At 68.8% G+C, this 23,933-nt stretch carries 16 protein-coding genes; 13 read left to right on the top strand and 3 right to left on the bottom strand.

Annotated elements, in window-relative coordinates; genetic code table 11:
- Positions 1-113 precede the first annotated feature (113 nt).
- The 9 genes from tssF (at position 114) to ACAM52_RS01280 (ending at position 13,495) form a co-directional block, all read left to right on the top strand.
- Positions 114-1,985, top strand: coding sequence for a type VI secretion system baseplate subunit TssF (tssF, locus tag ACAM52_RS01240; protein WP_369645864.1), 1,872 nt, complete (start codon positions 114-116; stop codon positions 1,983-1,985).
- On the top strand, positions 1,982-3,142 hold the full coding sequence (tssG, locus tag ACAM52_RS01245; RefSeq protein ID WP_369645865.1) for a type VI secretion system baseplate subunit TssG: 1,161 nt from the start codon (positions 1,982-1,984) through the stop codon (positions 3,140-3,142). Before tssF ends, tssG begins: the two co-directional genes overlap by 4 nt.
- The gene (gene tssH, locus ACAM52_RS01250) at positions 3,139-5,844 is read left to right on the top strand and encodes a type VI secretion system ATPase TssH (RefSeq protein WP_369645866.1); all 2,706 of its coding nucleotides are present in this window, start codon (positions 3,139-3,141) and stop codon (positions 5,842-5,844) included. The genes tssG and tssH overlap by 4 nt, the downstream gene beginning before the upstream one ends.
- Before the next feature lie 17 nt (positions 5,845-5,861).
- The gene (locus ACAM52_RS01255; RefSeq protein WP_369645867.1) at positions 5,862-8,255 is read left to right on the top strand and encodes a type VI secretion system Vgr family protein; all 2,394 of its coding nucleotides are present in this window, start codon (positions 5,862-5,864) and stop codon (positions 8,253-8,255) included.
- 14 nt (positions 8,256-8,269) lie between these two features.
- Positions 8,270-8,731: a hypothetical protein gene (locus ACAM52_RS01260; protein ID WP_157627346.1), complete on the top strand. Its 462-nt coding sequence runs from the start codon at positions 8,270-8,272 to the stop codon at positions 8,729-8,731.
- A 42-nt stretch (positions 8,732-8,773) separates the two neighbouring features.
- A complete protein-coding gene (locus ACAM52_RS01265) occupies positions 8,774-11,332 on the top strand; it encodes a DUF2169 domain-containing protein (RefSeq protein ID WP_062473953.1) in 2,559 nt (852 codons plus the stop codon).
- Between the two features lie 11 nt (positions 11,333-11,343).
- Positions 11,344-12,378 (top strand): pentapeptide repeat-containing protein, encoded by a 1,035-nt coding sequence (locus tag ACAM52_RS01270; protein ID WP_369645868.1) that lies wholly within the window; start codon positions 11,344-11,346, stop codon positions 12,376-12,378.
- A 61-nt stretch (positions 12,379-12,439) separates the two neighbouring features.
- Complete coding sequence (locus ACAM52_RS01275; RefSeq protein ID WP_062473948.1) at positions 12,440-13,102, top strand: DUF3540 domain-containing protein; 663 nt, start codon at positions 12,440-12,442, stop codon at positions 13,100-13,102.
- 12 nt (positions 13,103-13,114) lie between these two features.
- Entirely contained in the window at positions 13,115-13,495 is a 381-nt protein-coding gene (locus ACAM52_RS01280; protein ID WP_062473947.1) for a DUF4150 domain-containing protein, read from the top strand.
- A 45-nt stretch (positions 13,496-13,540) separates the two neighbouring features.
- Here the strand turns inward: ACAM52_RS01280 and ACAM52_RS01285 are convergent, their stop codons facing one another.
- From ACAM52_RS01285 to ACAM52_RS01295, 3 genes are all read right to left on the bottom strand, one after another.
- Positions 13,541-14,362, bottom strand: coding sequence for a PP2C family serine/threonine-protein phosphatase (locus ACAM52_RS01285; RefSeq protein WP_369645869.1), 822 nt, complete (start codon positions 14,360-14,362; stop codon positions 13,541-13,543).
- Complete coding sequence (tagH, locus tag ACAM52_RS01290; protein ID WP_369645870.1) at positions 14,355-16,241, bottom strand: type VI secretion system-associated FHA domain protein TagH; 1,887 nt, start codon at positions 16,239-16,241, stop codon at positions 14,355-14,357. The genes ACAM52_RS01285 and tagH overlap by 8 nt, the downstream gene beginning before the upstream one ends.
- A 64-nt stretch (positions 16,242-16,305) precedes the next feature.
- Positions 16,306-16,680, bottom strand: coding sequence for a TssQ family T6SS-associated lipoprotein (locus ACAM52_RS01295; RefSeq protein ID WP_223301458.1), 375 nt, complete (start codon positions 16,678-16,680; stop codon positions 16,306-16,308).
- Between the two features lie 171 nt (positions 16,681-16,851).
- Between ACAM52_RS01295 and tssJ the strand changes: the two genes are divergently transcribed.
- The 4 genes from tssJ to tssM all read left to right on the top strand — a co-directional run bounded on the left by tssJ (position 16,852) and on the right by tssM (position 23,932).
- On the top strand, positions 16,852-17,367 hold the full coding sequence (tssJ, locus tag ACAM52_RS01300) for a type VI secretion system lipoprotein TssJ (RefSeq protein ID WP_062473939.1): 516 nt from the start codon (positions 16,852-16,854) through the stop codon (positions 17,365-17,367).
- Positions 17,368-17,610: 243 nt separating this feature from the next.
- Entirely contained in the window at positions 17,611-18,906 is a 1,296-nt protein-coding gene (gene tssK / locus ACAM52_RS01305; protein ID WP_235926916.1) for a type VI secretion system baseplate subunit TssK, read from the top strand.
- A gap of 8 nt (positions 18,907-18,914) precedes the next feature.
- Positions 18,915-20,297 (top strand): DotU family type VI secretion system protein, encoded by a 1,383-nt coding sequence (locus ACAM52_RS01310; protein ID WP_369645871.1) that lies wholly within the window; start codon positions 18,915-18,917, stop codon positions 20,295-20,297.
- A complete protein-coding gene (gene tssM, locus ACAM52_RS01315) occupies positions 20,297-23,932 on the top strand; it encodes a type VI secretion system membrane subunit TssM (RefSeq protein ID WP_369645872.1) in 3,636 nt (1,211 codons plus the stop codon). Before ACAM52_RS01310 ends, tssM begins: the two co-directional genes overlap by 1 nt.
- The last annotated feature ends 1 nt before the right edge of the window (position 23,933 follow it).

Consider the following 23,933-nt stretch of genomic DNA (forward strand, 5'->3'; position numbering starts at 1 on the left):
TCCTCTTTTCAAGGAACACCGTGGAACCGGCTTTGCCGGGCCACTGGTGTTGCCCCCGGTGAGGGGGTAGGAGTAGCGACACGAAGTGCGCGAAGCCTGGGGGAGAGCCACTGATGGACGCCAAGCTCCTCGACTACTACAACCGCGAACTCACCTACATGCACGAGCTCGGGGCCGAGTTCGCGCAGCGCTACCCCAAGATCGCGGGCCGCCTGGGCATGCGCGGCATCGAGGTCAGCGACCCGTACGTGGAGCGCCTGCTCGAAGGCTTCAGCTTTCTCACGGCGCGCATCCAGCTCAAGATGGACGCGGAGTTTCCGCGCTTCTCGCAGCGCCTGCTCGAGGTGGTGTACCCCAACTTCCTTGCACCGCTGCCCGCGATGGCCGTGGTGCAGATCGACGGCAACCTCAACGAAGGCTCGCTGAAGGCGGGCTACGAGCTGCCGCGCCACACGCTCTTGCGCGGCCGCATGATCAAGGGCGAGCAGACGGCCTGCGAGTTCCGCACGGGCCATGCCGTCACGCTGTGGCCGATCAAGATTGCCGAGGCGAGCCTCGGCCCGGTGCCGGCCGAGATCGCGCATGCGCTGCCGGTGGCGGCGCGCCAGGCGAAGAGCGCGATCACCATCAAGCTCGAAGCCGTGGGCGGCGCGCGCTTTGCCGAGATGCCGCTCGATCGGCTCGAGTTCTTTCTCTCGGGCGCCGAGCTGCACGCGCTGCGCGTGCTCGAACTGGTCGCTCACCACAGCGTGGCCACCGTGTGCCGCGCCGGCCCCGGCAGCACGGCGCGCATCGTGCCGCTGGGCGACGAGGCGATCCGCCACGAGGGCTTCGACCCCGAGCAGTCGCTGCTGCCCTACGACGCGCGCTCGTTCCAGGGCTACCGTCTGCTGCACGAGTACTTCGCCTTTCCCGAGCGCTACCTCTTCTTCAGCGTGAAGCACTTGCGCGCGGCGGCCTCGGCCATCGGCGGCACCACGATGGAGATCGTGATCCTGCTCGACCGCGCCGACGCCGACCTGGAGCGGCTGGTCGATGCCAGGCACTTCTCGCTGTTCTGCACGCCCATCATCAACCTCGTGCCGCGCCGCAGCGACCGCATCCCGGTCGGGCCGGGCCAGCACGAGCACCATGCGGTGATCGACCGCACGCGCCCGCGCGACTTCGAGATCTTCACCGTCGAGCGCGTCACGGGCCACATGGCCAACGGCTCCGAAGAGCGCGAGTTCCGGCCCTTCCTCGGTTCGTTCGCGTCCGACGACGGCGACTTCGGCGCCTACTTCTCGCTGCGCCGCGAACCGCGCCTGGTGTCCGACCGCGCACGCGCGCAGGGCACGCGCACCAGCTACACCGGCAGCGAGGTGTACGTGTCGCTGGTCGACCAGCACGACGCGCCGTTCCCGCACAGCCTGCGCCACATCACGATCGACGCGCTGTGCACCAACCGCGACCTGCCGCTGCTGCTGCCCACTGGGCTCGAATCGGACTTCACGCTGCGCGTGTCGGCGCCGGTGCGCGGCGTGCGCATCCTGCGCGGGCCGTCGCGGCCGTACCCGGCGCTGGCCGAAGGCGCGCTCACCTGGCGCCTCATCAGCCACCTGGGCCTGAACTACCTGAGCCTGACCGACGTCGATGCCACGCAGGGCGCCGCCGCGCTGCGCGAGATGCTCGACCTGTACGGCAACCTCGCCGATCCGGCCGTGCGCCGGCAGATCCAGGGCGTGCGCTCGATGGCGCTGGCGCCCGTGTTCCGCCGCCTGCCCGAGCCGGGGCCGATCGTGTTCGGGCGCGGCGTGGAGATCGCGCTGCAGATCGACGAGGTCGCCTTCTCGGGCACGAGCCCGTACCTGTTCGGCGCCGTGCTGGAGCAGTTCTTCAGCCGGCACGTGTCGCTCAATGCGTTCACCGAGTTCGCGCTGTCCAGCCTGCAGCGCGGCGAAATTGCGCGCTGGACCCCGCGCGTGGGACGCCGCCCCACCGTATGAGCACGACCGGCCTCACCGACGACGCGATGCTGCAGGTGCTGCCGGCAGAGACCGAGACGCGCGAAGAAGCGGCCGTCGATGCGCGCAGCCCCACCCACACCAAGGCGAAGTCCGCGCCGCGCCGCGGCGTGCCCGAGGCCGACCCCGCGCTGTGGGCCCGGCTCGTCGAGCAGCCTTTCGAGCACGACCTGTTCATGCTGCTGCGCCGGCTCGACGCGCAGGGCGACCATCCGCTGCTGGGCCGCGCGCCGCGCCCGCGCGACGAGCCGCTGCGGCTGGGGCAGGAGCCCTCGATGGCCTTCGCGCCGTCGAACGTGTCGGGCGTCGAGGTCGACCAAGACGGCGCGCCGCGCATCTCGATCTACGGCTTCGGCCTGTTCGGTCCCAACGGCCCGCTGCCGCTGCACCTGACCGAGTACGCACGCGAGCGCAAGCGCCACCATGCCGACAACACGCTCAGCGCGTTCGCCGACCTGTTCCATCACCGGCTGATCCTGCTGTTCTACCGCGCCTGGGCCGACGCGCAGTCGGTCAACAGCCTGGACCGCACCGACGGCCACCGCTTTGTCGACTACGTGGCCAGCCTCATGAACATGGGGCAGCCCGGCCTGAAGGCGCGCGACCGCATCGCCGACCATGCGCGCACGCACATGGCGGGGCACCTGGTGCGCCAGACGCGCAACCCCGAGGGGCTCATCCAGATTCTTCGCCTGTACTTCGACGTGCCCGTGCGCGTGGTCGAGTTCGTGAGCGACTGGGTGCACATCGACGAGCGCCAGGTCAGCCGCATCGGCCTGCTCGGGCGCAACCACCGGCTCGGCAGTGGCGCCACCATCGGCCTGGCGGTGCGCGATGCGCAGGGCAAGTTCAGGCTCGAACTCGGCCCGCTGTCGCAGCAGCAGTTCCGCGAGTTCCTGCCGGGCAGTCCGCGGCTGCAGCAGGTGGTCGACTGGGTGCGCCAGTACGTCGGCATCGAATTCGCCTGGGAGCTGCGGCTGGTGCTCAGCAAGCCCGAGGCACGCGGCATGCGGCTGAGCAGCGATCAGCGCCTGGGCTGGGGCAGCTGGCTCGGCACCCGCCTGTCCGACACCGACGCCGGCGACATGGTGTTCCAGCCCGAGGCGCTCTTTTCCCGCAACGCACCGGCTTCCTCATGACCGACATCCGCCGCGTCTCTCTGTTTTCCAAGTTGAATCCGATGCTCTACAAGGCATTGGAGACCGCCACCGCCTTCGCCAAGCTGCGCGGCAATGCCTACGTGGAGCTCGTGCACTGGCTGCACCAGATCCTGCAGCTGCAGGACAGCGACCTGCTGCGCATCATCAAGCGCGCGGGGCTCAACCTCGACGCGGTCGAGCAGGACCTCGTGCGCGCGCTGGACCGCCTGCCGCACGGCGCCACGTCGATCAGCGACATCTCCGAGCACGTCGACAACGCGGTCGAGCGCGCGTGGGTCTATGCCAGCCTGCGCTTCGAAGCCACCTCGATCCGCGGCGCCTACCTGCTCGCCGGCATCGTGAAGACGCCGGGCCTGCGCCAGGTGCTCTCGGGCATCTCGCGCGAGTTCGACAAGCTCGTGCCCGACGTGCTGGTTGCGCAGCTTGCGGCGTGGACCGAAGGCTCGCCGGAAGACGACTACGACGCCGCGTCGGAGGCGGGCGGTGGCGCCCCGGTGGCGCAGCACCAGGGCGATGCGCCTGCCGCCGGCGGCTCGGCCCTGGCCAAGTACGCGAGCGACCTCACGGCCAAGGCGCGCGCGGGCGAGCTCGACCCCGTGTACGGCCGCGACGACGAGATCCGCCAGATTGTCGACATCCTCATGCGCCGGCGCCAGAACAACCCGCTGCTCACCGGCGAGGCCGGCGTCGGCAAGACGGCGGTGGTCGAAGGCCTGGCCTCGCGCCTCGCGGCCGGCGACGTGCCGCCTTCGCTGAAGGACGTGTCGCTGTGGGTGCTCGACCCCACGCTGCTGCAGGCCGGTGCGGGCGTGAAGGGCGAGTTCGAGCAGCGCTTGCGGCAGGTGATCGACGAGGTCGAGAAAAGTCCCAAGCCCATCGTGCTGTTCGTCGACGAAGTGCACACGCTGGTCGGCGCGGGCGGCACCGCCGGCACCGGCGACGCGGCCAACCTGCTCAAGCCCGCGCTCGCACGCGGCCGGCTGCGCACCATCGGCGCCACGACGTGGTCGGAATACAAGAAGTACATCGAGAAAGACCCGGCGCTCACGCGGCGCTTCCAGACCATCCAGGTGCACGAGCCCACCGAGCCCAAGGCCGTGGTCATGCTGCGTGGCATCTCGGCCGAGCTGGAGAAGCACCACGGCGTGCTCATCCTCGACGCCGCGCTCGAAGCGGCCGTGAGCCTGTCGCACCGCTACATTCCCGCGCGGCAGTTGCCCGACAAGGCCGTGAGCCTGCTCGACACCGCGTGTGCGCGCGTGGCCCTGAGCCAGCATGCACTGCCTGCGGCGCTCGAAGATCTGAAGCGGCGCATCGAGGTGCTGGGCATCGAGTCGGGCATCGCGGGGCGCGAGGCGGCGATCGGGGTCGGCGAGCACCAGCGCGTGGAAGACATCGCGGCGCAGGTGGCTGCCGCGCAGGCTGAACTCGAGCTGTTGGAGCAGCGGCGCGTGGAAGAGGCGGCGCTGGTCGAGCGCATCGTTGCGCTGCGCAAGCTGCTGTCGCCTGCGGCGGTGCCGGTGCAGGCTGAAGCGGAAGATGACCGCGAAGAAGAACCGCCTGCCGAGCCCGAGCGAACACCCGAAGCCATCCGCGCCGAACTCGACGAAGCCCAAGACCAGCTCGTGCAGCTGCAGGGCGAGACACCGCTCATCCTCGCGGCGGTGGATGCGCAGGCCGTCGCCACCGTGGTCGCCGACTGGACCGGCATTCCCATCGGCCGCATGGTGCGCGACGACGCGCAGTCGGTGCTGCGCCTGGGCGAGATCCTGTCGGCCCGCGTGGTCGCGCAGCCCGATGCGCTGGAGACCATCTCGCGGCGCATCCGCACCGCGCGTGCGCGGCTGGACAACCCCAACAAGCCCGTCGGCGTGTTTTTGCTGTGCGGCCCCTCGGGCGTGGGCAAGACCGAAACCGCGCTCGCGCTGTCGGAGGCGCTGTACGGCGGCGAGCAGAACCTCGTCACCATCAACATGAGCGAGTTCCAGGAGTCGCACACCGTCTCCACGCTCAAGGGCGCACCGCCCGGCTACGTGGGTTATGGCGAAGGCGGCGTGCTCACCGAGGCCGTGCGCCGCCGGCCCTATAGCGTGGTGCTGCTCGACGAGATCGAGAAGGCGCACCCCGACGTGCACGAGATCTTCTTCCAGGTCTTCGACAAGGGCTGGATGGAAGACGGCGAAGGCCGCCACATCGACTTTCGCAACACCGTGATCATCATGACCTCGAACGTCGGCACCGACCTCGTCATGCAGCTGTGCGAAGACCCGACCTTGCGCCCCGACCCCGAGCCGCTGGCCGCCGCGCTGCGCGAGCCGCTGCTGAAAGTGTTCGCGCCCGCGCTGCTCGGGCGCCTGGTGGTCGTGCCTTACTACCCGCTGCAGGCCGATGCGCTGCACCGGATCATTCGCCTGCAGCTGGACCGCATCGCGGCGCGCCTGCAGGCCAACCACGGCATTGCATTGGCTTACAACGACAGCGCCGTCGCGCTTGTCGCGCGCCGCTGCACGGCCATAGAGTCGGGTGGCCGGATGATCGACGCGATCCTCACGCACACCATCCTGCCCCGGCTGAGCGAGGAAGTCATCGGCGCCACCGTCAGTGCGCGCAAGCTCGCCGGCGTGCAGCTGGGCGCGGCGGGCGACGACTTCCAGTACGAATTTTCAGAACGCCCCGCGTAGACCCAAGGGAGAGCCGCATGGACAGAGTCGTCAAAGCCCACACCCCGCTTGGAGAAGAACAGCTGCTGTTCCGCTCGATGCACGGCAGCGAAGGGCTGTCGCAGCTGTTCGAGTTCGAGGTCGACCTGCTGAGCCCGAACACCTCGGTCGACATGAAGGGCCTGCTCGGCAAGCCGCTGGCGCTCGAGATACAGACGCTGAGCGGCACGCCGCGCTACCTCAACGGCCAGATCACGCGCTTCACCATGATCGGGCGCGAGGGCGGCTCCTCGCGCTACACCGTGTACCGCGCCTCGGTGCGGCCGTGGCTGTGGTACCTCACGCGCACCAGCGACTGCAAGATCTTCCAGAACAAGTCGGTGGTCGAGATTCTTGAAGACGTGCTGGGCGAGTACGGCTTCGCCTTCGAGAAGAAGCTCAGCGCCTCGTACCGCCAGTGGGAGTACTGCGTGCAGTACCAGGAGACCGACTTCGCCTTCGTGAGCCGCCTCATGGAGCACGAGGGCATCTACTACTACTTCAAGCACGACAAGAACCAGCACACGCTGGTGCTGGCCGACGACATGAGCGCGCACGAGACGCTGCCCGGCTACCCGAAGATCGGCTACCTCGCGAGCGACCGCGTCACCGACCCCGGCCGCGAAGTGATCGACCAATGGGAAGTCACCGAGGAGATCCGCCCCGGCACCTACGTGGTCGACGACTTCGACTTCAAGAAGCCCCGGGCCGACCTGCTCAACACGCGCAGCCAGCCGCGCGGCAACGACCACGGCCGCTACGAGATGTACGAGTGGATGGGCGGCTACAGCGATGCGGGGCAGGGCGAGCACTACGCGCGCATCCGCCTCGAGGAAGCGCAGGCCCAGGCCGAGGTCGACACCGGCCACACCAACGTGCGCGGCATGGCGCCCGGCTACCGCTTCACCATGCAGAACGCACCGCGCAACGAAGACAACCGCGAGTACCTCGTCGTCTCGGTGATGTACAGCCTGCGCGAAGGCGGCTACGCCAGCGGCGGCATGCCGGGCGAGTACAGCTTTCACTTCGGCGTGCAGCCCACCTCGTTCCCGTTCCGCGCGCGCCGCATCACGCGCGTGCCGAGCACCCAGGGCCCGCAGACCGCCACCGTGGTCGGGCCGCCCGGCGAGGACATCTGGATCGACAAGTACGGCCGCGTGAAGGTGCAGTTCCGCTGGGACCGCTACGGCCAGCGCAACGAAGACAGCTCGTGCTGGGTGCGCGTGTCCAGCGCGTGGGCGGGCTCCAACTTCGGCGCTGTGAACCATCCGCGCGTGGGGCAGGAGGTGATCGTCGATTTCATCGCGGGCTGCCCCGACCGGCCGATCATCATCGGGCGCGTCTACAACGCCGACCAGATGCCGCCGCTGGAGCTTCCTGCCAAGGCGACGGTCAGCGGCTTCATCAGCCGCACCGTGAAAGGCGATGGGGAGTTGGCCAACCATTTTGTGATCGACGACGACCCGAGCAACGAGTCGATCAAGATCCATGCACAGAAGGACTTCTTCATCGAGGTCGAGAACGACGAGACCCACACGGTGGAGGGTCACCGCACCACCAACGTCCACAAGAACGACGAGCTCACCGTGGACCAGGCGCGGACCACGACGGTGGTCAACGGCCTCGATCACGCGATCTACAAGTCGGGCTCGAAGCTGGAAGTGACAAAGAAGGCCGAGCACTTCTTCAACAACGCCATCGCGATCACGACCAAGGAGGGGGCCACGGAGACCGTTGAGACAGGCGACTCCAACGTGCACGTGATGGCCGGCCTGCGACAGGAGAATTTCGACAACGCGCTGCACGTCGACGTGAAGAACGGCATGACCGAGCACGTCTACACCGGGGACTCCAGGCTGGAAACCTGGGCCGGCAAGCGGTTCGAGAGCTACAAGACAGGGTGGGAGCGGGATGTCCTGGGCGGCGGCGGCAAGGACACGATCAAGGGTGGCCTCACGGAGACGATCGAAACGGGCGACCACACGTCCACCGTGTCGGCGGGCGACTACGTGGGCAAGGCCAAGAACGTGTCCATCGACGCCGAGACGAACTTCAACGTCAAGGCCAAGAAGATCCTCCTGCATTCGACCGAGAAGCACACCAACAAGTACGACGGCAGCATCGAGACCGTGGCGGGTGGCAGCGCCACGACCAAGGCGTCGAGCTACATCCGCTCGCAGGCCAAGCTCATGTTCTCGTTCGCCTGGGTGAACTCGCTCACCTACGCCACCCTGTCGGAGACCTTCAATGCGGTCTCCACCAACATCGGTGGGGCGAGTTTCGACATCAAGGCCTATCGCTGGTCGAACCAGGCCTTCAACCAGAAGGCCGAAGCCAAGGTCTCGATCGGCACGGTCTACATCGACATCAAGATCCTCGTGCTGATCCCGTGATGACCGCAACCGCGATGCCCCATCGACGCGCGATCCGAGTCCTGGGCGCCGTGCTGGTGGCGGCGGGCCTGCTGCCGCTCCTGCTGCCGATGGAAACCCTCTCGATGTGGCTCGTGCTGCCCTGCATCGCATCGATCTTCGCGGGCTCGGCCTTGCTGTGCGGCGCGTGGGAGTTGCTGTCGATCCGTCGCCGCGAGGCGCGCAGCCGCGGCTTCGACGCGCAGGCGCAGGGCGTCATCGTCGGCAGCGAGGTCGGCGGCGCCTACAGCGATACCAGCCCGCTGATGAATCTCACCGTGCGCTTCGCCGACCGCGACGGCGTCGAGCGGCAGGTCGTCGTGCAGAAGGTGGTGATGCTGAACGAGCTGCCGCTGTACGCGATGGGGCGGCCGGTGCTCGTGCGCTTCGCCTCCGCATCGCCCACCACCGAGCTGGTGATCTCGCCGATCGTCGCGCCGGGCGGTTTTTCCTTCTGATTCCGCGCCCCCACCGCGCACTGCCCACACCCGAAGCCGACCTTGAAGATCGTCAAGCCCTTTCGCCTCAGCCTTCTCACCCGCCCCTACCGTTGGCGTTCCCGCAACCAGCTGGGCATTGCTGTGCTGGCCTGCGCCAGCCTGGAGGCCGAGTCGCGCCTGCAGCCCGAGCAGGAGCTCTGGCAGATGGCGGGCGATGTGCTCGATCCCGGCAGCGTGCTCGACATGAGCATGCCCAAGGGCGAGGCCGAGGTGCTGGCCAGCGGATTCGCCTACACGGCGCACCAGGACGACAAGACCCGGTGCGCGGTGCGGTTGCGCGTCGGCGGGGTCGACCGTTCGCTGGCCGTGTTCGGCGACCGTTTCTGGTTGGGCGGGCGTATTACCGAGCCGGCCGCATTCGAGCAGATGCCGCTCGACTGGCGCCACGCGTTCGGCGGCCCCAATGTTCCCGACAACCCGTTGGGGCTGGGCACGGTCGACGAACTCGTCAATGGCGTACAGACCTGCCGGCTTCCCAATGTGGAGGTGGTCGGGCAGCAGATTCAGCGCCGCGGGCAGCGCTCGCGGCCGGCCTCGTTCTCGGGCTACCTGCCCGATGCACCGCAGCGCATGGCGCTGGCCGGGACGAAGTACGACGATGCATGGCTGCAGACGGGATTCCCCGGCTTTGCCGACGACCTGGACTGGCGCTTCTTCAATGCCGCCAGCCCCGAGCAGCGCTGGCCCGGCCAGCCCGTGCTTCCCACGGGTGCGCCCTACGAGCTCTGGAACATGCACCCGCGCATCCCGGTGCTGCGCGGCAACCTGCCCGCGTGGCATGCGGTCTGCCACCTCAATTTTTCCAAAGAGGTCGGTGAGTTGCGCCGCGTCGACCTCGGACTGAGCACCGCCTGGTTCTTTCCCGACCGCGAACGGGTGGTGCTGGTGTGGCACGGCACCACCCCGATCCGGGAGGACGATGCCGCGGACGTGACGCACATCATGCCGTCGATCGAACTGCCGGACGCGCCGCGCACGCTGACGCACTACGCCGACGTGATGCGCAAGCGCATCGACCCGGAAAAGAGCAGCATCCACGTCCTGCGCGACAGCGATCTGGTGCCGCGCCCGCTGCTCGCGGAATGGACTGCGATGCGCATGCCCGATACCTTGGCCGAGCCCTTGCCGCGCAACCTGCAGGCCGGCATGCGCAGGCACTACGAGAGCCAGCGTGCCGAGTTGCTCGCACAGGGGCTCGACCCCGGCGACTACCTCACGCCGCCGCCGGCGCCCGAGGTCCTGCCGGCCTTCGACGACCTGCCCGAGTACCTGGAGCGCGCCGAGGCGCAGGCGGTCCAGACGCGCGCGCGGCTGGAGGGCGAGGTGGCCCGGGTCGAGGCCGAACGCGCATCGGAGCCCGAGGTTCCCGAGGGCGCCGAGGCCCCGGTGCCTTCGGTATTCGAGGAGGAGGCAGAAGGCTCGCGCGAGGAAAGCGAAGCGAACGAAGAGAGCGTCGATGCCCCGGTGGAGACCGATCCGCTGAAGCTTCAGGGCCGCCTCTATTCGGCGCACCTGACCCCGACGCCACCGCGCGTGCCGAGCTTCAGGGCTGCCAAGTTGCGCCGCAGGCTGGCCGCGGCGGAGCCTGGGCGGCGCCACTTCTCGAAGATGAATCTCACCGGTGCAGACCTGTCGGGCATGGACCTGCGCGGGGCCGATTTCACCCACGCGGTCCTGGCCGATGCGAACCTGCAGGGAGCGAATCTCGAGGGCTGCGACTTCTCCGAAGCCGTGCTCGCGCGGGCCGTTCTCACGGACACACGCCTCGTGGGCAGTCGGCTGGACAAGGCCAACCTGGGTGGCGCGCGCCTCGAAGATTGCGATCTCGCGTCGGCCAGCCTGCGCGAGACCCTGTGCCATGGCACGCGCTTCAGGGGCTGCAGCCTGCGTGGCGCGCAGCTCGATCAGACCCAGCTGCACGAGACCGAAATGGTGGAATGCGCCATGCAATCCTCGCGCTGGACGCAGGTCGCGCTGCGCCGCATGACGCTGCGCGATCTGGTGCTGGACCAGGCCGAGCTGAACCAGGTCGTGCTGCTCGAATGCAGCCTGGAGCGTGTGTCCTTGAAGGCCGCGCGATTGGTGCGCTGCGGCTTCGTCACGGTCACGCTGGTTGCGGATGTCGACTTGTCCCATGCGCGGTTCGATGCCTGTGGTGTCGCGCTCGGCAGCTCATTCGCCGGCGCGACGGCCGTGGGAATGTTCATGAAGCAGTGCGGGCTGCGCGGCACCTCCTTCGCGGCAGCGGACCTGACCGCGGCCCGTCTGGAGAACTGCGACCTTTCGGAGTGCGATCTGTCCGATGCGCGGCTGGACGGCTTCGTCGCCGGCGAAAGCCTGTTCGTGCGCGCAAACCTCGCGCGCGCCTCGCTGCGCAAGGCCCACCTGATCGACGCCAACCTCTCGAAGTCGAACCTGCTCGGCTGTGACCTGCGCGAGGCGAACCTGTTTCGCGCCGACGTGTCGCAGGCCTTCATCGATGCCACCACCTTGCTCGACGACGCCTACACGCAGCATGCCAAGGTCTGGCCGCGGCGCGACCCGGAGGCGGCATCATGACTCCCGAGTCCTTGCTGGACGACGTGCGGCACGGCGTGCAGCTGCACGGACTCGATTGCCGCGGCTGGGATCTGCGCGGGCTCGACCTCTCGGGGGCGCTGTGGGACCGCATCGACTTCACCGGCGCCGATTTCCGCGGCGCCGATCTGTCGGGCAGCGTCATCACCCATTGCCCGATGGACCGCTGCGATTTCTCGGGTGCGACGGGCAAACAGGTACAGATGTTCCGCGGGCGCTTCGAGGGCGCGAATCTCTCGCAGGCCATGCTCGAGCAGGCGTCGTTCGTCGAGTCTCATCTGGCGGGCGCCCGCTTCGACGAGGCGGTGCTCGATCGCGTCACCTTCTTCCGCTGCGACCTGGCGGACGCCTCGTTGCGGACCCGCCGCATGGCGCAGGCCACGGTCATGGAATCGAGCCTGGCGCGCTGCGATCTCACCGGTGCGAGCCTGAACACCGTGACGATGTTCAAGCTCGACCTGCGCACCGCCGTCTTCGCACAGTTCGAAGGCGAGGGCGTGGTGTTCCTCGAATGCGACCTCGCGCGCCAGCACTTGGCCGGGCTCGTGCTGCGCCGCTGCCAGTTCACCGACTCCAAGCTCGACGAAGCGGATTTCCGCCATGCCACGCTCACGCAGAGCAACTTCAAGGGGGCCTCGCTGCGCGGCGCCCGCTTCACCGGGGTCGAGGCCGGCATGACGATCTTCGCGGAAGCCGACCTGGGCGGTGCCGACTGCACCGCGGGGCGGTTCGACCAGTCGCTGTGGGTGGATGCCGCGCTCGAGGGGGTGAGCTTCGCGCAGGCGCGGCTGCCGCTCAGCGTGTTCCAGCGCGCACGCTGCAAAGGCAGCAGCTTCGCGCAGGCCGACCTGCAAGACGCAGACTTCTCCTATGCGGACCTCACGGACGCGGACCTCAGGGACGCCCGCTTTCTGCGCACCCGCCTGCACCGCGCCGTCCAACAGGGGACCCGTTTTTCCGGGCGCGGCGGCATCATCGAAAACGATCCGGACCTGCACCGCGCACAGTCGTGGTCCGACGCTCGCTGATGGCTCGCCATCCTTTCATACGAGGGCCGAAGCCTCGTCCAGTTCGAAAAGGGAAATCATCATGAATGTTGTTCCGCTGCGCGTCGCATCCGACGCCTCATCCCCGGTTCATTCGATCGGCACGGTTCGCCGCCTGCTGGACGACGGGCAGTTCGCCGTCGAGGACGAGGCCGGTGGCGTGCGCACCTGCCGGCGTGCGGCCAGTTGCCTGCTCAAGCCGCAGGTCGGCGACACCGTGCTGCTCTCGGGGCCGGACTCCTACCGCGTCTTCCTGATCGCGGTGCTCGAGCAGGCCGATGCCGCCGTCAGCCGCATCGAGGTCGATGGCGCACTGGTGCTCGGCGGCAATGCGCATCCGGTCGCGATCGAGAGCGAGGGCGAGGTGCGCCTGCGCAGCGGCACCCGGCTCGCCATGAGCGCCGGGCAGTGGGCCTTGCAGGCCGACACTGCCGATTGCCGCACCGACGAATTGCGCTTCACCGCGAAGTCCGTCGAGGCGACCGCAGGAACGACCAGGTTCTTCGGCAAGGTCCTCGAGACGGTGGCCGACCGGATCGTGCAGATGGCACGCAACACGTTGCGGATCGTCGACGAGATGGACCAGTCCCGGGTCCGGCACCTCGACTGCAAGGCCAGCGACACGGTGCGTATCCATGGCCGGCACACGATGGTCACAGGGCAGGACCTCGTGAAGGTCGATGCCTCGCAGATCCACATGGGCTGAGGAGGTCGCACGATGTTCGCCAATTGCCAACTCATGGGGATGGATCTCGCGTTTCCCGACGTGTGCCGCACGCCGGTTCCCATCCCTTTCCCCAACATGGCGTTGGGGCCGATGGCCATTCCCAATGCATGGAACATCCTGTTCGCGGGCATGCCGGCCCACAACATGGCCACGGTGACACCGATCACGCTCGGCGATCAGCCGGGTGCGCTTGGCGGTGTGGTGTCCCAGACCTTCATGCAGCAGTCGCGCCACCTGACGGGCGCCTTCACCGTGCTGCTCAAGGGCACGCCAGCCACGCGCGTTACAAGCATCACGTTGCAGAACCGCTGCAACATCGTCGGCATGCGGTTGGTGCCAAGCCAGTTGAAGGTGCTTGTGCTGGCGGCCTGAGGCGCCGCCCTGTCGAGCGGTGCGCGACGGGGCTGTTTCCCCGGCTTAACGGGGCGCGACTGGCTGCGCTGTCGAAGTTGCCCCCGCCAGCGTCACCTGCTGCGGCGACCCCACCCACACCGCCAGCGCCGAGTAGTTGTCACGGGACTTGTCGGCCTTGGCTTCGGCCGCGCGGCGCAGCAGCGCGAGCCACTCTTCCGCGCTGTCGGCCAGCTGCAGCGATCGTTCCATCACCTGCTGCGAGATGAGCTGCCAGAGCCCGTCGGTGCACAGAAGAAACGCATCGCCGTCGGCCAGCCGCTGCGGTGTCGACACCGAGGTCTCCGCCGTCGCGCGCGCACCGAGCGCGCGGTACAGCAGGTTGCTTTTCACCAGGCGCTCGCCGCCGTTGGCGCCCTGGCCCGCGGCGGCTTCGCCGGAGCGTTCGGACAGGCTGTGGTCTTCGGTGCGCTGCATCAGCGCGCCGCGGCGGAACCAGTAGAGGCGGCTGTCGCCGACGTGGGCCCAGCAGGCCTCGCCGGTGGCGCGGTCGACGAACAGCGAGACGATGGTCGCGCTCATGCGGCTCTGGTCGGCCAGCTCGCGCTGCTTGGCGAGCACGGCGTCGTTGGCTTCCTTCACGGCATGGCGGATGTCTTCGGCCGCGACGGACGGGTGGTCGACAAAAGTGTTGAGCGCAGTGTCGACCACGATGCGCGAGGCCAGCTCGCCGCCCGCGTGGCCGCCGACGCCGTCGCTCACGACGAAGCAGGCGTTGCGTTCGTCCAGGTGGTAGCCGATGGCGTCCTGGTTGCCGCTGCGTTCGCCCACGCACGAGAACTGCGAGGTCGAGATGGGCACGGCGAAGGCGTGGGTGGCTTCAAGCACGGCGCGCCTCCTTCAAGCGTTCCATCTCGCGGTCGTAGGCCTGCTGGAAGGCGCGGCCGAAGACGGCCTGGAAGTCGTCTTCGACGGCGGCGGTGGTGCTGGCGTGCAGCTGCTTCAGCTGGCGCCACAGCCGCGCCTCGCGACCACCGGGCAATAACTTCTCGCCGAGCCCGCCGTCGTGCGGCGTGGCCTTGTCGAGACCGCCCGGGTCGAAGCGGTGCAGCAGCGTGAGCAGCGCGGCGCGCATGCCGGCCACCATGCCGAGCTGGTGCGACTGCAGGTCGCCCAGCGCATCGTGCACGGCGGCCTCGGGCGTGAGAAAGCCGGGCATGCGCGCGCCGAACATCTGCATCAGCACGGCGCGGCCGTTGGGCAGGATCTTGAAGGGGTTGTTCTCTTCGTCCACGATCATGGTGATCTCGGCGCGCACCTCGCGCTTGAGCATGGCGCGCGAGGACAGCAGCTCGATGGTGCCGTCGGTGAAGGCGCGCATCAGCCGGCCGAGGTGGCGCATCGCCTCGGCATCGAGCGGCTGCTGGCCCGCGATCTCGGGCACGCCGGCGCCTTCGAGGAACGCCTTGAACAGGTCGTCGCCGGAGGAGGGGGCGCGTGGTGAGGCCGGCGCTGGTGCAGGGACTGCAGCGAGGGGCAAGGCAGGCGGCGCTTCTTCAGGAACCGCCGGTGCGACGGGAATCTCCGGCGCCGCGGCAACGACAGGTTTTTCTTCAACAGGCGCAATCTCTTCCACAGGCTCCGGCATGGCGACCGATGGCGCAACCGCCACCGGCTGCGGCGGATTGAACTGCGACGTCATTTCGCGCGCATGGTTCGCGAGGCTGTGGCCCGACGCCGAGGCCGGCGGCCGTGTGATCAGATCCATGGCCGGGTGCACGTCGTCGAGCGGGTTGTCCTGCGTCAGCGCCGTGGGGCGCGGGTCGGACAGCGGCGAGGGCGCATCGCGGTCTTCGGCGAAGAAGGAGAGCGGGTCCATGCTGCGCTTGAGCGCGAGGTCCGACAGGCCTTGCGTCGCCTGCGGGTCCAGTTCGGCGAGCGGATCGACGGGGTTGCGCTGCGCCTGCGAGGGCAGGGCGAAGGGCTCGTGCGCCAGCGGGTCGGGCATCGGTACCGCCGCATCGTCGGCACGGCGCGGCGCGTTCGCGAGGATGGCGTCCCAGTCGGCGGCCGACGGCATCTGCGCGGAGACCTGCGTGGTCGTGGAAGGCGCTGCAGCAGTGGAAGAGAGCGACGGTGGCGGCGGTGCAGGCAAGGGCGCAGGGGCCGGCGCATTCACCGGTGCCGGCGCGAAGGTTGGCATCGCGACCGTCGTCTCGGGCGGTGCATCGCCAAGAGGCAGCGCGCCTTCGCCGAACAGGTCCGCGAAGACATCGGAGGCCGGCGCCGCAGTGGGCAGCAGTGCGCTGATCGACGGGGCCGACGCGAGGTTCGATGCTGCAGGCGAGGCAGGCACCAACTGCGACAGCGACGGCTCGGTGATCGGTGCGGCCGGTGGCTCGGTGAGCGGCTCGGTGATGGGCGCCTCGGCGATCGCAGGCGGAGGTGCCTGGCTTGCACTCGCGGCTTCGAGCACGTAGCTGCCGATGGTCACGCGGTCGCCCAGCGCGACGCGCGATTCTTCTTCGTGGCGCAGCGTGCGTCCGTTCACGCTGATCGGCAGCACCGCGCTCATGTTGCGCACCACGGCGGCGCCGTCGTCGTCGAAGCGCACGGTGGCCTGCAGGCGCGAGATCTGCCGGTGTTCGTCGGGCAGCACGAGGTGGTTGTCGGGGCTGCGGCCGATGGTGCCGCCCGGGGCTGCGAGCAGCGCCGAAGGCCCCGAGGCCACGGGCATGCCGCCGTGTTCAATCACTGTCCAGCGCATGGCATCTCCATGTTCGTCGCGGTGGGCGCGAGCGTGCCCGGGCGCGGCCGTGGCCGGCCGCGTGTCATCCGCGCTTCATCTTCTTCGCGGCCTCGAACGCGGGGCCCCACACGGGGTGGGTGCGTTCCGCGACATTCAGGTCGAAGCTCGGGAACACATCGAGGAGCTTGCGGAATTGCGTGCGGCATTCCGCGATCTGGTTATTCACGCAGTAGCTGAAGGCCTCGAGCTTGAGTGCGGCCAGCCGCGTCGCGGGCTCGGCCCCGTCGAACACCGACACGCCGCCGCTCTTCAAGGTGGAGATGGCCTTGGCGTAGTCGCCCGCATCGTAGGCCTGCTGCGCGCGTTCGAGCGTGGTGCGTGCCACTTGCTGGCTCAGGCGTTCGGGTTGCTGTGAGGCATCCGGGGTGCTCTGGCAGCCGCTCAACAGCGCAAGCATGAAGGCAAAAGACAGAACAGGCAGGCAAGACTTCAATCTTTTCTCCTACTTCGCGAGAGGCAATGCGTGAGAGAGGGCGTGCTGTTGCATCACGATGCAACAGCACGCAATGCACACCGTGCGCGTGCATGGTTTCGATAATATAGATCGCGAAGCTTTCAGGGAGATCTCATGCATCGACGGACCTTGATTCAAGGCGCATTGGCCACATCGCCGTTGCTCGCAGGCCTCGCTGGTTGCGCATCGACCGCGAAGTCGATGCCCACGCCGTATGCCATCACCGTGCGCATCGACGACGGCGTGAATCCCGATGGTCGCGGCCAGGCCGCACCGATTCTCGTGAAGGTCTTCGAACTGAAATCTTCCGGCAACTTTGAAACGGCAGACTACTTCGCGCTGCAGGATCGCGACCGCGAGACGCTCATGACCGAGCTCGTGAACGCGGACCAGGCCATCTTGCGCAGCGGCGAGGAACGCGTGTTCAAGCGCGAGGCCGGCCTCGACTCGCGCGCCATCGGCGTGATCGCCGGCTATCGCAAGCTGGAAGCGGCGCGGTGGCGCATCGTGTTGCCGTTGAAGGAGCCGAAACAAACGAATCTTTACAAGGTGTGGCAGTTTTCTCCGAGCGAGCAGAGCGTGCGCATCGCGGTGCGCAAGAGCGGCCTCGAACTGCTACCAAGTCGTTAAGTTTCAACGCGCGCTAATACGAAAGTGCGGCGCATTCGCCTCTGAAAAGGCATGCAAAACGCAAGAGGCGCCGTGTAGCATCAGACGCGAAAGAAGATCGAGCGGGGAGCCGCTGTACAGCGCATTTCCCGCCTCCGTGTGAGCACTCCAGGAGGTTCTTTGGTGACAGTTCGCAACGCGGGCGCAGCCGGTCAGGGCGCCCAATCTCAGGCATTGGCGAATCGCGTGGTGTGGTCCGAAGGCATGTACCTGCGGCCCCAGCACTTCCAGCAGATGGAGCGCTATGTCGAGCAGTACGTCACTCGCCGCACCGCGGGCATGCAGGGTGCCTACTGGGGATGGCTGCACCTGGACATCGACCGCGATGCCTTCGCGCTCGGGCGCGTGTCGCTGCTCGGCGGCGCGGGCGTGCTGCCCGACGGCACGCCGTTCTCGTTCGGCCTCGAAGACGCACCGATGCCCTTCGACGTGCCCACCGACCTCACCGACGAACTCATCGTGCTCGCACTGCCGCTGCGCAGGCCCGGCAGCGAAGAGGTGATCTTCTCGGAAGACGAAGGCTCGGCCGCGCGCTTCGGCGTGGTCGAGCGCGAAGTGGCCGACGGCAACGCGGTGGCGCTCGGCCCCGCGGTGCTGCAGCTGGCGAAGCCGCGCCTGCGGCTGGCGCGCGCGTCGTCGCTCACGGCCGAGTGGCAGGCCATCGGCGCGGTGCGCGTGATCGAGCGGCGCACCGACCACAAGCTGGTGGTCGATGCCAACTACATCCCGCCGGTGCTCGACGCCTCGGCGCATCCGATGCTGCGCAGCATGACGGCCGAGCTGCACGGCCTGCTCACGCAGCGCTCCGAGGCATTGGCCTCGCGGCTGTCGCAGCCGGGGCGCGGCGGCGTGAGCGAGGTCTCCGACTTCCTGCTGCTGGAGCTGGTCAATCGCTACCTCGCGCTCACCTGGCATGCGCAGCAGGCGGTGCAGGTGCACCCCGAGACGCTGTTCGTCGACTGGCTCAAGCTGGCCTGCGACCTGGCCACGCACACCTCGCCCACGCGCCGTCCGGTGGTGTGGCCGGTGTACGACCACGACAACCTCAACGAGAGCATCCGCCCGTTGATGGAGGAGCTGCGGCGTTCGCTGTCGGCGGTGCTCGAGCAGAGCGCCATCGCCATCGAACTCGAAGAGCGCAGCCACGGCGTGCGCGTGGGCCGCATGCCCGACCCGGTGCTGGTGCGCAACGCGGCCTTCGTGCTCGCGGTGCATGCCGACCTGCCGGCCGATGCCGTGCAGCAGCGCTTTCCGACGCAGGTCAAGATCGGCTCGGTTGAGCGCATCCGCGACCTCGTGCAGTTGCAGCTGCCCGGCGTGGTCGTGCGCTCGCTGCCGGTGGCGCCGCGCCAGATCCCGTACCACGCGGGCTACCACTACTTCGAACTCGACAAGGGCGGCGACATGTGGCGCCAGCTCGAGAAATCGGGCGGCGTCGCCATGCACCTGGCCGGCGACTTTCCGGGGCTCGCCATGGAGTTCTGGGCCATCCGTCCGTGAGGGACCCTATGAACGGTGCCAATGACATGGCCGTCGGCCCGGGTGGCTTCGTGCCGCCCAATCCGGGCGGCGGCGCGACCACGCACAGCGGCCCGGGGCCGCAACCCCAGCAGCAACCCCAGCCCGATGCCTTCACCGCGTGGCACGACGCGCGGCGCCCGCATGCGGGCGACACGGCGCTGGCGGGCAACAACCCGCTGGTGGCGGCGGCCAATCCGCTGCTCGACCTGATCCCGCAGATCCGCGCCACCGGCCACCACCCGTCGCCCGCGCAACTGCGCGAGCACCTGGTCGACGAAGTGCGGCGCTTCGAGACGCGCGCGCAGCAGGCCGGCATCGCGCCCGAAGTGATCATCGGCGCGCGCTACTGCCTGTGCACCGCGGTCGACGAGGCCGCGGCGCTCACGCCGTGGGGCGGCAGCATCTGGTCGTCGCAGAGCCTGCTCGTGATGTTCCACAACGAGACCTGGGGCGGCGAGAAGTTCTTCCAGCTGCTGTCGCGCCTGGTGCAAAACCCGCAGCAGCACCTGCACCTCATCGAGCTCATCTACTTCTGCCTGGCGATGGGCTTCGAGGGGCGCTTTCGCGTCATCGACAACGGCCGTTCGCAGCTGGAGACGCTCAAGCAGCGGCTGCTGCAGATCATCCGGCAGGCGCGCGGCGAAATCGCCGCGCCGCTGTCGCCGCACTGGCAGGACGCAAGCGCGCCCGTGCGCCGCACGCGCCACTGGCTGCCGGTGTGGGCCGTGGGCGCGGTGGCGGCGGTGCTGCTGGTGCTGGTGTTCGCGGTGCTCACCTTCAACCTCGCGGGCCATTCCGACGGCGCTTTCTCGGCCGTGAACGCGGTGCGCCTGCCGCAGACGCAGCGCGCGGTGGCGGTGCCCGCGGCGCAGCCGCGCCTGCAGCGCTTTCTCGAGCCCGAGATCCGCGACGGCCTGCTCACGGTGCGCGACGAGGCCGACCGCAGCGTGGTGGTGCTGCGCGGCGACGGCCTGTTCGCCTCGGGCTCCGACCGCGTGCTCGACCGCTACGCGCCGGTGCTCGCGCGCGTGGCCGACGCGCTCAACGCGGTGGAAGGCAACGTGCTGGTCAGCGGCTTCAGCGACGACCAGCCGATCCGCAGCGTGCGCTTCCCGTCCAACTGGCAGCTCTCGCAGGCGCGCGCCGATGCGGTGAAGGCCATGATCGCCACGCGCCTGAGCCGGCCCGAGCGGCTGCGCGCCGAAGGCCGCGGCGACGCCGATCCGCTGGTGCCCAACGACTCGGCGGCCAACCGCGCGCGCAACCGGCGCGTCGAGGTGACGCTGCTGGTGGCGCCGGTGGCGGGCGTGCCCGTGCCGGGGTCTGCGCCGCAACCCCGGCAGCAACCACCACAAGGAGGAACCCGCTGATGCTGCGCGCGCTCTTCCGTTTTCTCGTCAGCCGCGACCTCTGGGTCTTCTTCGGGCTGGTCGCGCTCGCGTTCCTGATCTGGGTCATCGGTCCGGTGATCGCCGTGGGCCGCTACCGGCCGCTCGAAGGCGAGTTCGTGCGCATCGTGGTCATCGCGCTGATGTTCGGCGTGTGGCTGGTGCGCGTGGCCTACCGCAAGTGGCGCGAGCGCCGCCTCAACGCGCAGCTGCTGCACCAGCTGCGCACGCCGTCGCCCAAGGCGAAGGAGGCCAAGCCCGAAGAGGCGCCCGAGATCAAGGAGCTGCACAGCGGCTTCGCCGACGCCACCGCGGTGCTGAAGAACATGCGCTTCGGCCCGGGCCCCGGCGGCAAGGCGGCCGGGCGCTTCGCGCTGTTCGCCCGGCAGTACCTCTACCAGCTGCCCTGGTACATCTTCATCGGCGCGCCGGGCTCGGGCAAGACCACGGCGCTGGTCAACTCCGACCTCGACTTTCCGCTCGCCGACCAGCTCGGCAAGGCCGCGGTGCGCGGCATCGGCGGCACGCGCAACTGCGACTGGTGGTTCACCAACGAGGCGGTGCTCATCGACACGGCCGGGCGCTACACCACGCACGAGAGCCACCGCGAGACCGACGAGGGCGAGTGGAAGGGCTTCATCGAGCTGCTCAAGAAGTTCCGGCCGCGCCAGCCGATCAACGGCGCGATCCTCACCATCAGCATCGCCGACCTGCCGCTGGCCGACGACGCGCAGCGCGCGCGCCACGCGATGGCGCTGCGCAAGCGGCTGCTCGAGCTGCGCAACGACCTGGGCATCAACTTCCCGGTGTACGTGCTGGTCACCAAGACCGACCTGCTGGCCGGCTTCAACGAGTACTTCGGCTCGCTGGGCCGCGCCGAGCGCCAGCAGGTGTGGGGCTTCACCTTCCCCATCGAGGGCAACCCCGCCGACCCGGCCAAGGCCGACCTGCGCGAGCGCTTCCACCAGGAATACAAGCTGCTGCACCAGCGCCTGGACGAGCGCCTGCCCGAGCTGATGGCGACCGAGCCCGACCCGATGCGGCGCGCGCAGGCCTACCTGCTGCCGCAGCAGTTCGCGAGCTTCGAGGACATCCTGGGCACCTTCCTGGCCGATGTGTTCAACCCGTCGAAGTTCGAGGTGGCGCCGCTGCTGCGCGGCGTGTACTTCACCAGCGGCACGCAGGAGGGCACGGCCTTCGACCGCGTGATGGGCGCCATCAAGCGCTACCTGCAGGTGAACGCGCCGCCCGCGCCGCCGCCGGGTCCAGGCAAGAGCTACTTCCTGAAAGAGCTGCTGCAGCAGGTGATCTTCCGCGACGCGGGCGTGGCGGGCACCAACCTGCGCTGGTATCGGCGCCGCCGCGCGATCGACCTCGCGGGCTACGCGCTGGTCGGCATGCTCGCGGTGGTGCTGCTGGGCGCGTGGGCCAACAGCTGGCGCCACAACAAGGCTTACGTGGCCGAGGTGGACGGCAACGCCAAGGCCTTCAACAAGGCCGCCGCACGCGGCGAGCTGCCGACGGTGGTCGATTCGAGCGGCGACATCGCGAGTTCGCTGCTCATCCTCGACCGCCTGCGCGACCTGCCGAAGTCCGCCGAGTTCGACATCGGCGATCCGCCCGTGGGCTACCGCTTCGGGCTCTACCAGGGCGAGAAGCTGCAGGCCGCCACCGACGGCGTGTACCAGCGCGCGCTCGAAACCGTGCTGCTGCCGCAGGCCGCGCAACGCGTGGAGCAGTCGCTGCGCGAGGCCGCGAAGCTTGATGCCGAATACAGCTACGAGGCGCTCAAGGCCTACCTCATGCTGTACGACCCCGAGCGCTACGACGCCGACTTTCTGCAGGCCTGGCTGCTGACCGACGTCGACCGCAAGATCGGCGCCTCGCTCACGCGCGAACAGCGCACGAACCTCGAAGCGCACCTGAAGACGCTGTTCGCCGACCGCGTCGTGAGCTCGCCCTTCACCAAGGACGACAAGCTCATCGCGCAGACGCGCGAGCGCCTGGCCGGCGTGCCGCTGGCGCAGCGCTCGTACGCGCGGCTGCGCCGCATCCTCCTGCAGACCAGCGCGCCCAACGCCTTCACCATCGCCGAGGCGGGCGGCGCGGAGTCGGCGCTGGTGGTCCGGCGCGCCAGCGGCAAGCCGCTGACCGACGGCATTCCCACGCTCTTCACCTACCGCGGCTACTGGGACATCTTCGACAAGCGCATGGCCGAGACCACGCTGGCGCTGGAGCAGGAAGACCGCTGGGTGCTGCAGATCCGCGCGCCGGGCATCGCCGACATCACCTCGCGCGAGCTGCTGCTGCGCGAGGTGCGGCGCCTGTACCTCAGCGACTACATCCGCACCTGGGACGAGTACCTGGCCGACATCCGGCTGGCCGAGAGCAAGTCGCTGCTGCAGAGCATCCAGATGACGCGCGTGCTGTCGACCGGCGAGTCGCCGATGTCGCGCCTCATCCGCGGCGCGGCGCGCGAGACCGACCTGCTGCGCAACCACGACGAGGCCACGCGCAGCCTGCTCGACCAGGCGCAGAACCGCGTGACCAGCACGCGCGAGCGCATCGAGCAGCTCATCGGCCAGCCCGACGGCAGCCAGCGCCGCAACACCGCGCCCGACCGGCCCGAGTCGCTGGTCGACAACCACTTCGCGCCGCTGCGGCGCATGGTGACCGCGCCCAAGGCCGGCGGCCAGACGCCGCTGGACCAGACGGCCGCGCTCATCAACGAGCTGTACACCTTCCTCACCGCCACCGACACGGCGCTGCGCAGCGGCAACATCCCGCCGCCGGGCGATGCCGTGACCAAGCTGCAGGCCGAAGCGGGGCGTTTGCCGGTGCCGTTCCAGGGCATGCTGAACGACCTGTCGGCCACCGCGTCGTCGAAGGCCGCGGCGGTGACGCGGCAGAACATCGGGCAGAACGCGGCCGCGACCATCGGGCAGTTCTGCGGCCAGGCGATCGCGGGGCGCTACCCGTTCGCGCGCGGCTCCAACCGCGACGTGGCGGCGGGCGACTTCGCGCAGCTGTTCGCGCCCGGCGGGATGATGGACGACTTCTTCCAGAAGAACCTCGCCTCGCAGGTCGACACCTCGGTCAACCCGTGGACCTTCAAGCGCGGCGTGGACGGCAGCGCGTCGGGGCGCTCGGCCTACCTCGACGCGTTCCAGAAGGCACAGGCGATCCGCGACGTGTTCTTCACGGGCATGGCGGGCGGGCGCACGCCCTCGTTCACGCTCGACATCCGGCCCGAGGACATGGACGCCACGCTCACGCAGTTCACGCTGGACATCGACGGCCAGACGGTGCGCTACGCGCACGGCCCGCAGGCGCCCAGCAGCATCAAGTGGCCCGGCCCGCGCAACAGCAACCAGGTACGGCTGCAGGTCACCGTGGCCAACGGCACGCCGGCCGGCGGCATCGTGACCGAAGGGCCGTGGGCGCTGCACCGGCTGTTCGACAAGGCCTCGATCTCGTCGGGGCGCACGCCCGAGTCGTTCAACGCGACCTTCGACCTGCAAGGCAAGAAGGTGGTGCTCGCGGTGACGGCCAACAGCGTCTACAACCCGCTGCGGCTGTCGCAGATGAACAGCTTCTCCTGCCCCGGGAAATCCTAGG

Origin of the sequence: Variovorax sp. V118 (assembly GCF_041154445.1) — a bacterium.
Taxonomy (GTDB): domain Bacteria; phylum Pseudomonadota; class Gammaproteobacteria; order Burkholderiales; family Burkholderiaceae_C; genus Variovorax; species Variovorax boronicumulans.

What these genes read in the sequence shown, in the direction of transcription:
- tssF (WP_369645864.1), top strand. Translation starts at nt 114, where the DNA reads ATGGACGCCAAGCTCCTCGACTACTACAACCGCGAACTCACCTACATG.
- tssG (WP_369645865.1), top strand. Translation starts at nt 1,982, where the DNA reads ATGAGCACGACCGGCCTCACCGACGACGCGATGCTGCAGGTGCTGCCG.
- tssH (WP_369645866.1), top strand. Translation starts at nt 3,139, where the DNA reads ATGACCGACATCCGCCGCGTCTCTCTGTTTTCCAAGTTGAATCCGATG.
- ACAM52_RS01255 (WP_369645867.1), top strand. Translation starts at nt 5,862, where the DNA reads ATGGACAGAGTCGTCAAAGCCCACACCCCGCTTGGAGAAGAACAGCTG.
- ACAM52_RS01260 (WP_157627346.1), top strand. Translation starts at nt 8,270, where the DNA reads ATGCCCCATCGACGCGCGATCCGAGTCCTGGGCGCCGTGCTGGTGGCG.
- ACAM52_RS01275 (WP_062473948.1), top strand. Translation starts at nt 12,440, where the DNA reads ATGAATGTTGTTCCGCTGCGCGTCGCATCCGACGCCTCATCCCCGGTT.
- ACAM52_RS01280 (WP_062473947.1), top strand. Translation starts at nt 13,115, where the DNA reads ATGTTCGCCAATTGCCAACTCATGGGGATGGATCTCGCGTTTCCCGAC.
- tagH (WP_369645870.1), bottom strand. Translation starts at nt 16,241, where the DNA reads ATGCGCTGGACAGTGATTGAACACGGCGGCATGCCCGTGGCCTCGGGG.
- ACAM52_RS01295 (WP_223301458.1), bottom strand. Translation starts at nt 16,680, where the DNA reads ATGCTTGCGCTGTTGAGCGGCTGCCAGAGCACCCCGGATGCCTCACAG.
- tssJ (WP_062473939.1), top strand. Translation starts at nt 16,852, where the DNA reads ATGCATCGACGGACCTTGATTCAAGGCGCATTGGCCACATCGCCGTTG.
- tssK (WP_235926916.1), top strand. Translation starts at nt 17,611, where the DNA reads ATGTACCTGCGGCCCCAGCACTTCCAGCAGATGGAGCGCTATGTCGAG.
- ACAM52_RS01310 (WP_369645871.1), top strand. Translation starts at nt 18,915, where the DNA reads ATGAACGGTGCCAATGACATGGCCGTCGGCCCGGGTGGCTTCGTGCCG.
- tssM (WP_369645872.1), top strand. Translation starts at nt 20,297, where the DNA reads ATGCTGCGCGCGCTCTTCCGTTTTCTCGTCAGCCGCGACCTCTGGGTC.